Source organism: Comamonas sp. w2-DMI, from assembly GCF_040187735.1.
Classification (GTDB): domain Bacteria; phylum Pseudomonadota; class Gammaproteobacteria; order Burkholderiales; family Burkholderiaceae_C; genus Comamonas; species Comamonas terrae.
Genome location: NZ_JBANEL010000035.1, coordinates 1 through 11,194 on the forward strand (window position 1 = coordinate 1; position 11,194 = coordinate 11,194).

The following is an 11,194-nucleotide window of genomic DNA, read 5'->3' on the forward strand; positions in this document are numbered from 1 at the left end:
CCAGCGCGCGCGCGCCGGCGGCCGCAGCGCTGCGGGAGCCGCGGCGCCCGTGCGCTGCAGCACGGCGGCCTGCAGCGGGATCGTCGTTGCGCGTCTGCAGGCTGCAGCCGCGCGTGTAGTACAGCATGTCCATGGCCGCGAGGTCCACCTCTTCGGCGGCGCTGATGTAGCGCACCGCCGCTTCGTAGCGGCCGTTGCCGGCCTTGATGGCCTGCACCAGGCCGTCGCCGTCCAGGCTGGGCGCGCGCAGCTGGGCCACGCGCAGCCCTTCGGTGGCCGCCGCATAGCGCTGCGCGCTGCTCTTGAGCTCGTTCTGGTTCAGCTTGTACTGCTCCAGCACGGTCTGCTGCTCCAGCTGCAGCTTGCTCTGGGTCTGCGCGTACTGCTCGGCCGCCTCGTCATACTGGCCCTGCAGCTTGGCCGCCATCGCGTCCTTCTGGCTGCGCCACTGCAAGGGAATGGACACATCCACGGCCACGGCCGTCGCATGGCCGGGGCTGCCCCCGAAATCCTTGCTCAGGCTCTGGCTCAGCTGCACGCCCCCGATCACGCCGCCATAGCGCGTGTGCCGGGCCTGCTCCCGCGTGCCTTCCATCGCATAGCGCGCGGATTCCAGCGCGGGATGCGTATTGAGCGCATCCTGCAGCACGGCCGGGCTCATGCAGGCCTGCGGCATGGCCAGCGCCGGCACGGGCTGGGGGCGCAGATGGCGGCCGGTGAGGAAACCCATTTGCTGCAAGGCGGCACGCTGCACTTCCCTCTCCCTGGCCACGCGGTTCTGCGCAGCCTCGTAATAGCCCTGCAGGTCCAGCCCTTCCGAGCGCAGCATGTGGCCGCCAGCCACGCGCTCCTGCAGCCTGCCTTCGATCTGGGTGCGCGTGGACAGATAGGCCTGCGCCACCTGCTCGCGCTGCTGGCTGCGCAGATAGCGCACATACAGCCGTCCCAGCTCCGTCACGGCCTGTGCCTGCAGCAGCTGGGTCTGCGCGGTGCTGCTCAGCTGCTCGGTCCTGGCCTCCAGCACGCTGCGCCGGCGTGCTTCCTCGGCGCCCAGGAAGCTCCAGCGCAGGCCGGCCTGGCCCGCCAGGCGGCTGTAGTTGCGGTTCAGGGTGTCCGTCACCGGCTCCTTGGCGCGCGTGAGGCTGGTGGCCGCGACGAGCCGCACGCCGTTGTCCGACTCGACCAGCTTGAGATTGCTGCTGGCCACATGCTCCTTGAGGCGCGCCAGGCGCACGGCAGGGCCCTGCTCCGCGCTCCAGGCCAGCAGATCGGACCAGCTCCAGGGCTGGCCTGCGTCGGCGGCAGAGGCGGGTGCGGCCGGCGCCGCGGACACCGCCGTCTGCGCGCTCGTGCCCAGCGCGCCGGCCAGCAGGCCCGCGCCGATCAGGCCGCTCAGCGCGCGGACACGGTACGGCCTACCCGACAGGGAATGAAGGAAAAATGGTTTCATGCGTTGGTTTTTAGAATTTGTTCTTGCGCAGCACCCAGCTGGGTGCCATGGACGAATCCAGATGCGAATGGGTCAGCGCCTCCACCAGGATGGCGTAGCCGCTGTGCACCCGCGTCACGAAGGCGAAGAGCGGAAACAGCGGCAGGTACGGCAGATAGGACAGGTCCAGCCGGACGCGCTCCGACACCGTGGCCAGATAGACCAGGTAATAGGCGAGCAGCAGCACCAGGTAGCCCAGGTACACGAAGGCCAGCGTGCCCAGCACGATGCCCAGCGGCTGGATGAACAGCAGCAGCGCCAGCGAGCCCACGATCAGATAGGGCAGCACCAGCTGCATGAGCAGGCCGTTGACCAGGGTGAACAGGAAGTTCGGCCAGCCCAGCAGCGAAGGCCGCAGATTGAAGCGGTACTTGCGCACGAACAGGTAGTACATGTCCCCGTCCCAGCGCACGCGCTGCCTGAAGAACACGCGCCAGGATTCCGGCGCGTCGGTATGCCCCATGGCATGCGGCTCGAACTTGATGCGCATGCCGCGGTGGCGGCCGAAGTACTGCTTGATGCGCAGCGTGATGTCCAGGTCCTCCGCCGTTCCCGCATCCCAGCCGCCCAGGTGCCGGACCAGCGAGGTCCGGAACACGCCGAAGGCGCCCGAGATGTTGTTGACGATGTTGAACTCGGACAGCCCGGTCTTGCCGCCGCTGATGGAGAGCATGTATTCCAGCCCCTGCAGCTTGGTCACCAGGTTCTTGCCCTGGTTGCGCACGCGCAGGTTGCCGGCCACGCCCGCCACCCGCGGATCGTCGAAGTGGCGCGTGGCGTTCTCCACCATGTCGTTGTCGAACGAGGTATCGCCGTCCAGCGCCATCACCACGTCGCCGGTGGCCAGTGTCAGCCCCGCGTTCAGCGACGAGACCCGGCCGCCGCGCTGCCACTTGGGCAGCACGGCGACTTCGCGCCCCTCGACGCCTTCCCAGCGCCTGGCCTCGGACAGCGCCGCCTGCAGCGTGTCGCTGTTCTTGATGGCTCCGTCGATGATGGGAATGATCTGGATGCGCCCCGCATAGCGCTGGTTCACCAGCGAGCTGATGGTCTTGCGCACATCCTCGCCCTCCGAGTAGCAGGTGATGAGGCAGGACACGGACGGGTACTGCAGGCGCCGGGCCGGAGCGCGCCAGTGGCGCAGCCCGTAGCGCAGCATCCCGCCCACGACCAGCGCATAGAACGGCAGCTCCAGCAGGACCACGAACGGGAACAGGTTGAAGGCCAGATCCCATGCGCCCCGCGTGCTGAAGCTGTGCGCCAGCAGCCAGAACGATTCGACAAACTGCTGCCACATGGTCAGGCCTCTTGCAGCGTGCCGGCCTGCATCTTCTGCATCAGGTTGCTGGCGGACGGGGCTTCCTTGCCGCCGGTCACGGCCTTGACCTCCATGCTGCGCAGGCGCACGGACAGGGCCAGGTGCTTGGACTCTCCCTCTTCCTGCGCCAGCTTCTCCATGGCTTTTTCGATGCGGCTTTGCAGGCCCTGCGGCATGGTGTAGGGCAGGATGACCCACAGGCTGTGCTCGTCCACGCGGGTGATCAGGTCGGACTCGCGCAGCTGCGCATTCAGGCGCACGGCGAATTCGTCCAGCAGCTCGGTGATCTGCCAGGAGCTGAGCTGCTGGTCCGGCAGGCCGGTGTGCTCGAGCTCCATGCGCATCAGGTGGAAGCTGAACTGGGGGTTGCGCGCCTGGATGTCGCTGGCCCAGTCCAGCATGCGCTTGAAGCCCTGCGGGTCCACATAGTTGCGCGCCTTCAGCGGCGGATAGGCCTCGCCCACGCCGCCATTGCGCACGGACTGGCGCCCGCTGGCGCTGAGCATCAGCGTGCCGACCTCGCGCACCTCCAGCTCGTCGGGCGTGCTGGTGCGCGCGCAGTCCAGGCAGCGCGCCTGCACCATGGAGTCGACCGAGGAGCGCTGGCAGCTGCGGCAGTGGTACTGGGCCAGCGGCTTGTCATAGTCCACGCCGATGTGGCGCAGATGCACATGGCATTTGGGGCAGGCCAGCGTGCCGCCCTCGACGAACTGCGATTCGGCGCTGACATGGCCGCAGGCAAAGCAGTGCAGCGTCGGTTCGCGGCGGATGTCCAGGCTCTGGCAATGCGGGCACACGTCCACGAAGTGGATGTGGGCCGAGCCGCAGCCCGAGCACAGCCGGGTGCGGTCCACCAGGCCCTCGGAGCGCAGCAGCCCGCGGCGGCGCAGCTCCTCGAGGGTCTGCGAAACATTCTCCTGCGCGCAGGCCAGCTGCTCCGCCACCGGATAGCGGTAGAGCTGGTCGCTGTCGCGGTCGAGCAGCGGCCGAAAGCCCGCCTGCTGGCCGCGCTCGTAGAGGAAATACAGCAGGCGCTCCTCCAGCCCCAGCACGTCGCCGGGGTCGGGCAGGGTCTGGCGGCGCAGCGCCATGCCTTCGGTGATTTCGCGCGCCCGCTCCACGCTGCACAGCGCATCCACATACAGCTGCGCATCGCGCAGCGCCGGCTCCGCGAAGACCGGCAGGTTCCACCAGTCGCTCTGGCGGATGCGATGAAGCCAGTTGCGCCAGACCTGGTGCGGTACGGAGCGCAAGTAAATACCCTGCGGTTGCACGCCGGAGCGCATCAGCGCGTCCAGATCGGGGTAGGTGACAGACCGCTCTGACTCAGGGGCTGCTGCTGTGGTGAGCGGCCCCAGAAATACCAAGCTGGCCTTGGTGCGGATGGCTGTATCCATCAGACTCTCCTCTGTAGTGTGCGCCAGGCTGTACAAGCCCGGGGCGCGGTTTCGGAGAGGTCATTTTTTCGGCAGTCCGTGACGCTTCGCCTACCGTTTTCATAGGTTTTAAATTTTGAAAACCAAGTTGCCGTTGGCGAACAAACAGGCCCCCTCTCCGTTACCGCTACATCCACATACAGAGTCGAAAAACCGGGGCGTCCGCGGCCTGCCGATCCGGGTTTTCAACCACCCTGCTCCCACTGTGGTCACCCTAGTGAGGGCGCGATTCGACACAAAAATCCACCTTCGATACACATGAGCAGCGTTTCGTCGGGAACTGTTGGCAGACATGTAAACATGAACCGCCGTTCTGGCACGCCCGCAGGTAACATTTGCTGCACCCAATAACCCCAGGAATTGCCAAAAGTAGTCCAAAGGCTTGTTTTCATGAAGGAAAAAAGCGCCACCTTCCGGCGCGGGGCTGGCCGGCCAGGCCGCCAAAGCAGGGGACAATAGGCGTTTTTCTGGATTCGCACGACATGACCGACAGCCAACGCCCCGAACTTCCCGACCACCTGTCCATCGACCCGCGCAGCCCCCACCATGTGGCGGCCGTGTTCGAGCACGACATCGGCATCCGCTTCAACGGCAAGGACCGCTTCGATGTGGAGGAATACTGCGTGAGCGAAGGCTGGATCAAGGTGCCGGCCGGCAAGACGCTGGACCGCAAGGGCAAGCCGCTGCTGATCAAGCTCAAGGGCACGGTAGAGGCCTACTACCGCTAGGAACTCCCCCGGTCTCCGGGGCCCGCGGCACCTTGGCGCGGCAAGGCCGGCGCCGGCCGGATCCGCGCTCCAACGCCGCGACCGCCCGCTCAGCGCTGCGGCCCGGCCGCCGCGTCCGCCGGACCGGCAGTAGCGCGCCGGCTCTGGATTTCCTCCAGGCGCGCGGCGGCCTCCTCGCCCTTCATCTCGCCCACCCTGGCGCGCACGGTGGCATCCATGTACTGGCGGATGAAATCGTCTCCCACGCGCCAGTCCTGGCCCTCCTGCACGAAGTCGAAGCTGCCCTCCAGCACCGCCCACTCGCTGCGCCCCAGGGCGGCCAGCAGGCGGTCGCGGTACTCGGCCTGCAGGCGGCACGACCATCTTCCCTCGCCCAGCGGCCGGCATGCGCCCAGCGGCTGGATGTTGCGCACGGCACCGCGCGCAATGCCTTCGGCCGGCGGCACGTCCGCGGCATCCCCCCGGCGTTGCCGCTTGTCCATGGGCTGCGCGGGCCGCATCTTCTCGAAGCTTTCCACGCCCTGTTCGAAGGCCGCGGCCAGGCGCCGGGCACCGGCCGGCTGCCCCGCCTCGATGGGGCGGCCGTCGGCATCGACCTGGCTGTAGCGCGCGCGCAGGACGCGCGGATGGCCGCTCTCCACCGCCATCCGCCCTTGCCCGTCCGGCGCGATGGTGTAGGCCATCGTGGAGGATTGCTCGCCGATCTTCACCGTGGCCACGCAGCCGCGCGAACGCTGGGCCTTGAGGTAGCCCAGCTCCTCGACATCCGAGAACGTGGCCGTGAACATGTCCGAGGCGGGCGGCTCGGCGGACAGGAGCTTCTTCATGCGCGCGCGGAACATGCCCATGCGCAGGGCCTGCTGGATGCCGGCGTCGTCGCAGCGCGGCGGCGCGGCCGGTACCAGCACATACCAGGCCACGGCCGCCGCCAGGGCCGCCGCACCGCCCAGGGCCAGCCAGGGCAAGCGCGGGCGCGCCTGCTGCCGAAGCTGCGCGATCTCCTGCTGCATGGCCGCCCGCATTTCCTGCAGCGCCTGCCGGCGCGTGGCATTTCCGGCAAACATGCCTTGCGACACCGCCAGTTCCTCCATCTCCTCCAGGTCCTGCACCGACAGAATCCGCTCGTGCATCAGCCACAGCAGGACGCCGCCGAGGCTGCCAGGGGGCTCGCATTCCAGGTCCTGCAGCCGCGTGCGCGCCTGCGCATGGTGGTCCGGGCGGATCACGCCTTCGGCGAGCAGACGGTCGAGAACGGGAGTGGCGCTGGAATCCATGGGCGAGGAGGGGCAGACAGGCGGGCAGGCCGCAGGCGCGGCTCCGGGACGCGCCATGGTAGCGCCCGCGCATGGGCCGCCATGTAGGCGGGCATGGATGGAATGCCGCAGCTGCCCGGCTCGCTTCGCTTCTTAAAAAAGAGCATCTTGCGCTGAATCCACAAGGAATTCTTCAACAGAATTCATGAAATTCCTTGCAGGCAGTGCGCAAGCAGCTCTTTTTTCATGAGCAGGCAGCCCTGCGCCTGCCTGCTTCAGCGCCGGCTCCGCCCGCGATCATGCCAGCGCCTCGGCCGGGCCGAAGAACTCGTAGCGCACCTGCTTGTCGGGCACGCCCACATTCCGCAGCAGGCGGCGCAGCACGCGCATGAACGGACGCGGGCCGAGGAAGTACACGTCGGCATCGCGCGAGGCGGGCAGCCATTCGTTGAGCTGCTGCTCGGACAGATAGCCGACGGCATCGGCCTGGTCCTCGGGCACGGCGCGGTCGTAGCAGTAGTAGCGCGTGAGCTGCGGATGCTCGGCGGCCAGCTGGTCGATGCGCTCGCGGAAGGCATGGACCGAGCGCTCGCGCGCGCAGTGGATGAAGGTCACGGGACGCCGGGCGGCCAGCGCCGTGGCCAGCATGGGCAGCGTGGGCGTGATGCCGACGCCGCCGCTGATCAGCACCAGCGGCTTGTCGCTGTCCTGCAGCGTGAAGTGGCCGGCCGGCGGGAACAGCTGCAGCGTGTCGCCCGCCTGCACCTGGTCGTGCAGGAAATTGGACACCTTGCCGCGGGGCTCGCGCTTGACGCTGATGCGCAGGCTCCTGCCGTTGGCCGGTGCCGACAGCGAGTAGTTGCGGCGCTGCTCCTGGCCGTCCACCGTCACGCGCAGGCCGATGTACTGGCCCGGCAGGTGGGCAATGACCTTGCCGCCGTCGGCGGGCACCAGGTAGAAAGACGTGATCTCGGCGCTTTCCTGCACCTTCTTCTCGACGGTGAAGGCGCGCTCGCCGCGCCAGCCGCCTTCGGCCTGGGCCGTGCGGTCGTACACGCTGCGCTCGGCGGCGATCAGGATGTCGGCCAGCTGCTGGTAGGCCGCGCCCCAGGCGGCCAGCACCTCGTCGGTCGCGATCTCGGCGCCCAGCACCTCGCGGATGGCGCGCAGCAGGCAGGTGCCGACGATGGGGTAGTGCTCGGGCTGCACCTGCAGCGCCACGTGCTTGTTGACGATCTGCGCGGGCAGGTCGCCCAGGGCTTCGAGCCGGTCAATGTGCTTGGCATACATCAGCACGCTGTGGGCCAGCGCACGCGGCTGGGCGCCGCTTTGCTGGTGGGCCTGGTTGAACAGCGGGCGCACTTCGGGATGCTCGCCCAGCATGGTGTTGTAGAAATGGGTGATCAGCGCCTCGCCGCCGGTCTCGAGCAGCGGTACGGTGGATTTGACAATGGCGCGTTGGTTCTCGGTCAGCACGGAAAAACTCCTTGGTCGTGGCCCGCCCGCTGGCGGGATCGGCAAGAACATTGCAATCGCCGTGCCAGCCAATGGCTTCTTCCAGAACAAGGACTTGCGCCATGCACAGTCAAATCGACACCATCCAGTTGTAGACTTTATGACATCAATCAGTGTCGTTATGACTACATCCAATATTCTCAACGCCGTCATCCCGCTGGTGGCCGACCTGGCCCAGGACCTGCCCGAGCGCGAACGCCTGCGCCGCCTCCTCGCCGCGCTGCGCACCCTGCTGCCCGCCGATGCCGTGGCCCTGCTGCGCCTGGACGGGGAGTGGCTGCATCCCGTGGCCATCGACGGGCTGGTGCCCGATACCCTGGGCCGGCGCTTCCGGCTGGCCGAGCATCCGCGCTTTGCCCAGCTGCTGGCCGCCGGCCAGGCCATGCGCTTTGCGCCCGACAGCCCGCTGCCCGACCCCTATGACGGCCTGGTGGCCAACCACGGCCAGACCATTGCCCATTTGCATGTGCACGACTGCATGGGCTGCGTGCTGCAGGCCGGCGGCCTGCCCTGGGGCCTGCTCACGCTCGATGCGCTGGAGCCCGGCCGCTTTGCCGACCCGGCCTCGCTCGCGCTGCTGCAGGCCTTCAGCAACCTGGCCGCAGCCACCGTGGCCACGGCCGAGCGCGTGCACCAGCTCGCGCAGCTGGCGCGCTCGGCGCGCGCCCCCGCCTCGGGCCATCCGGCCGCCAGCGGCGAGCGCGAAATGCTGGGCCACAGCCCTGCCATGCGCCAGCTGGCCAAGGATGTGGCCCTGGTCGCGGCCAGCGACCTGAGCGTGCTCATCACCGGCGAGACCGGCACGGGCAAGGAACTGGTGGCCCGCGCCGTCCACGCCCAATCGGGCCGCGCCGGCCAGCCGCTGATCAGCATCAACTGCGCGGCACTGCCCGACAACCTGGTGGAAAGCGAACTCTTCGGCCATGTGCGCGGCGCCTTCACGGGCGCGCTGTCCGAGCGCAGCGGCAAGTTCGAGCAGGCCCACCACGGCACGCTGTTCCTCGACGAGGTGGGCGAGCTGTCGCTGCCCGTGCAGGCCAAGCTGCTGCGCGTGCTGCAAAGCGGGCAGCTGCAGCGCCTGGGCTCGGACCGCGAGCACCATGTGGACGTGCGCGTGATCGCGGCCACCAACCGCGACCTGGCCGAGGATGTGCGCGCCGGCCGCATGCGCGCCGACTTCTACCACCGCCTCAACGTCTATCCGCTCAGCGTGCCGCCGCTGCGCGAGCGCGACAGCGATGTGCTGCTGCTGGCCGGCTACTTCCTGGAGGAAAACCGCTCGCGCCTGCAGCTGGGCGGGCTGCGGCTCGACGCTGGGGCCCAGTCGGCCCTGCTCACGCATGACTGGCCCGGCAATGTGCGCGAGCTGGAGCACCTGATCAGCCGGGCCGTGCTCAAGGCCCTGAGCCGGGGCAACACCGGCAGCGCGCCGGCGCGCGGCGGCTCGCGCCCGCGCATCGTGACGCTGGGCGCCCATGACCTGTGGGATGGGAGAAACGCGCGGGAGGCGGGCACCGCGCCCGCCCTGGCCGCGTCGCCGGCCCTGCCGGGCCTGGCCGTGACGGACCTGCCTGCCGCAGCGCCAGCCGGCCTGCGCGAGGCGGTGGCCGCCTATGAGCGCGACCTGGTCAGCGCCAGCCTGGCACGCCACCACGGCAGCTGGGCCGCCGCAGCGCGCGAGCTGCAGATGGACCGCGCCAACCTGCAGCGCCTGGCCAGGCGCCTCGGCATCAGGCGCTGATGCCCGCCGGGCCGGTCAGCGGCTCTTGACGTCCAGCAGCTCCACGTCGAAGTTGAGCGTGGCGTTGGGCGGAATCACGCGGCCCGCGCCGCGGCTGCCGTAGGCGATGGAGGGCGGGCAGGTCAGCTTGGCCTTGCCGCCGACCTTCATCTTCTGCAGGCCCTCGGTCCAGCAGGGAATCACGCCATTGAGCGGAAAGTCGATGGGCTGCTGGCGCGCATAGGAGCTGTCGAACTCCTTGCCCGTTTCGGGAAAGTAGCCGCGGTAGTGCACCTTGACCGTGTCCGTGGCCTTGGGGCTGGCGCCCGTGCCTTCGGTGATGCTTTCGTAGACCAGGCCGCTGGGCGTGGTCACCGGCTGCGCCGCATGCGCGCAGAGGCCGGAAAACAGGGCTGCGGCCGCCAGGGCCCATGCCGCCTGCGATTTCAATGGCAGTTTCTTCATGGAAGTCCTTCTCGTGTTCAGGCCTTGGCCGGTGCAATGCCGATATCGTCCAGCGCCTTGGACAGATGGCCCACGCTGCGGTCCGGCTGGTGCCATTTCTCCAGGCCGAACAGGCCCAGGCGGAAGGTCTGGAAGTCCGGGCCTTCGTCGCACTGCAGGGGCACGCCCGAAGCGGTCTGCAAGCCGACCTTGAGAAAGGCGCGGCCGCTCTGGATCTCGGGGTCCGTGGTATAGCTGACGACCACGCCGGGCGACTTGAAGCCCTCGGCCGCCACGCTCGGGAAGCCCCGGGACTCGAGCAGCGCGCGCACCTTGGCGCCCAGCGCGATCTGCTCCTCGCGCACCTTGGCAAAGCCGTATTCGCGGGTTTCGAGCATCACGTCGCGCAGACGCACCAGCGCATCGGTGGGCATGGTGGTGTGATAGGCGTGCTGGCCTTTTTCATAGCCCTCGGCGATCTGCATCCACTTCTTGAGATCGCAGGAAAAGCTGGAGCTCTGGGTATGCTCGATGGCCTCTCGCGCGCGGGCCGAGAGCATGACCATGGCGCAGCAGGGCGAGCTGCTCCAGCCCTTTTGCGGCGCGGAGATCAGCACGTCCACGCCGGTCTTTTCCATGTCCACCCACATGGCGCCCGAGGCCACGCAGTCGAGCACGAACAGCGCGCCGACTTCGTGCGCCGCATCGGCCACGGTGCGCAGGTATTCGTCGGGCAGCAGAATGCCGCTGGCCGTTTCCACATGCGGCGCAAAGACGACCTTGGGCTTTTCGGCGCGGATGGCCGCGGCCACGTCCCCGGCCGGGCACGGCGCCCACGGGTCCTGGCTGCCCGGGCCCTGGCGGCGCGCCTTGCACACCACCGAGCCGCCGCCCAGCCCGCCCTCGTCGAAGATCTGCGTCCAGCGGTAGCTGAACCAGCCGTTGCGCACGATCAGCACTTTTTCCTTGTTGGCGAACTGCCGCGCCACGGCCTCCATGCCGAAGGTGCCGCTGCCGGGCACCAGCACCGCGGTATGGGCGTGGTAGACATGCTTGAGCGTGCCCAGGATGTCCTGCATCACGCCGATGAAGCGCTTGGACATGTGGTTGAGCGCGCGGTCGGTATAGACCACCGAGAATTCGAGCAGGCCGTCGGGATCGATATCGGGCAGAAGTCCGGGCATGGGTTATCTCCAGTCACAGGGGCCGCGCTGCGCTTGCCGAAGCCGCGGCCGGGGCCACGCCGGGCGCGGCCGGATATTGAGTCAAGACTTCCAGCTTAGCATGGGAA

At 68.4% G+C, this 11,194-nt stretch carries 9 protein-coding genes; 2 read left to right on the forward strand and 7 right to left on the reverse strand.

Annotated features, from left to right (window positions below):
* The 3 genes from V8Z74_RS23405 to V8Z74_RS23415 all read right to left on the reverse strand — a co-directional run.
* Positions 1 to 1,450: TolC family protein (locus V8Z74_RS23405; protein ID WP_349711609.1), on the reverse strand; the 1,450-nt coding region annotated here is incomplete at its 3' end.
* A 10-nt stretch (positions 1,451 to 1,460) separates the two neighbouring features.
* Positions 1,461 to 2,786, reverse strand: coding sequence for a glycosyltransferase family 2 protein (locus tag V8Z74_RS23410; RefSeq protein WP_066475731.1), 1,326 nt, complete (start codon positions 2,784 to 2,786; stop codon positions 1,461 to 1,463).
* 2 nt (positions 2,787 to 2,788) lie between these two features.
* Positions 2,789 to 4,204: a TackOD1 domain-containing metal-binding protein gene (locus V8Z74_RS23415; protein ID WP_349711611.1), complete on the reverse strand. Its 1,416-nt coding sequence runs from the start codon at positions 4,202 to 4,204 to the stop codon at positions 2,789 to 2,791.
* A 521-nt stretch (positions 4,205 to 4,725) separates the two neighbouring features.
* On the opposite strand from V8Z74_RS23415, the gene V8Z74_RS23420 reads away from it, so the two are divergent.
* Positions 4,726 to 4,971, forward strand: a complete 246-nt coding sequence (locus V8Z74_RS23420) for a DUF3297 family protein (RefSeq protein ID WP_066475729.1) — start codon at positions 4,726 to 4,728, stop codon at positions 4,969 to 4,971.
* Positions 4,972 to 5,060: 89 nt separating this feature from the next.
* Here the strand turns inward: V8Z74_RS23420 and V8Z74_RS23425 are convergent, their stop codons facing one another.
* Positions 5,061 to 6,302, reverse strand: coding sequence for a hypothetical protein (locus V8Z74_RS23425; RefSeq protein ID WP_349711613.1), 1,242 nt, complete (start codon positions 6,300 to 6,302; stop codon positions 5,061 to 5,063).
* A gap of 219 nt (positions 6,303 to 6,521) precedes the next feature.
* Positions 6,522 to 7,700: an NO-inducible flavohemoprotein gene (hmpA, locus tag V8Z74_RS23430; protein ID WP_349711615.1), complete on the reverse strand. Its 1,179-nt coding sequence runs from the start codon at positions 7,698 to 7,700 to the stop codon at positions 6,522 to 6,524.
* Between the two features lie 160 nt (positions 7,701 to 7,860).
* Between hmpA and norR the strand changes: the two genes are divergently transcribed.
* Complete coding sequence (gene norR / locus V8Z74_RS23435; RefSeq protein ID WP_349711617.1) at positions 7,861 to 9,480, forward strand: nitric oxide reductase transcriptional regulator NorR; 1,620 nt, start codon at positions 7,861 to 7,863, stop codon at positions 9,478 to 9,480.
* Positions 9,481 to 9,495: 15 nt separating this feature from the next.
* On the opposite strand, the gene V8Z74_RS23440 is transcribed toward norR, so the two are convergent.
* Together V8Z74_RS23440 and V8Z74_RS23445 are read right to left on the reverse strand one after the other, a co-directional pair.
* Positions 9,496 to 9,924, reverse strand: coding sequence for an FKBP-type peptidyl-prolyl cis-trans isomerase (locus V8Z74_RS23440; protein ID WP_066475719.1), 429 nt, complete (start codon positions 9,922 to 9,924; stop codon positions 9,496 to 9,498).
* 17 nt (positions 9,925 to 9,941) lie between these two features.
* On the reverse strand, positions 9,942 to 11,087 hold the full coding sequence (locus V8Z74_RS23445; RefSeq protein WP_066475711.1) for an aminotransferase class V-fold PLP-dependent enzyme: 1,146 nt from the start codon (positions 11,085 to 11,087) through the stop codon (positions 9,942 to 9,944).
* Between the last annotated feature and the right edge of the window lie 107 nt (positions 11,088 to 11,194).

What these genes read in the sequence shown, in the direction of transcription:
- V8Z74_RS23410 (WP_066475731.1), bottom strand. Translation starts at nt 2,786, where the DNA reads ATGTGGCAGCAGTTTGTCGAATCGTTCTGGCTGCTGGCGCACAGCTTC.
- V8Z74_RS23415 (WP_349711611.1), bottom strand. Translation starts at nt 4,204, where the DNA reads ATGGATACAGCCATCCGCACCAAGGCCAGCTTGGTATTTCTGGGGCCG.
- V8Z74_RS23420 (WP_066475729.1), top strand. Translation starts at nt 4,726, where the DNA reads ATGACCGACAGCCAACGCCCCGAACTTCCCGACCACCTGTCCATCGAC.
- V8Z74_RS23425 (WP_349711613.1), bottom strand. Translation starts at nt 6,302, where the DNA reads ATGGCGCGTCCCGGAGCCGCGCCTGCGGCCTGCCCGCCTGTCTGCCCC.
- norR (WP_349711617.1), top strand. Translation starts at nt 7,861, where the DNA reads ATGACTACATCCAATATTCTCAACGCCGTCATCCCGCTGGTGGCCGAC.
- V8Z74_RS23440 (WP_066475719.1), bottom strand. Translation starts at nt 9,924, where the DNA reads ATGAAGAAACTGCCATTGAAATCGCAGGCGGCATGGGCCCTGGCGGCC.
- V8Z74_RS23445 (WP_066475711.1), bottom strand. Translation starts at nt 11,087, where the DNA reads ATGCCCGGACTTCTGCCCGATATCGATCCCGACGGCCTGCTCGAATTC.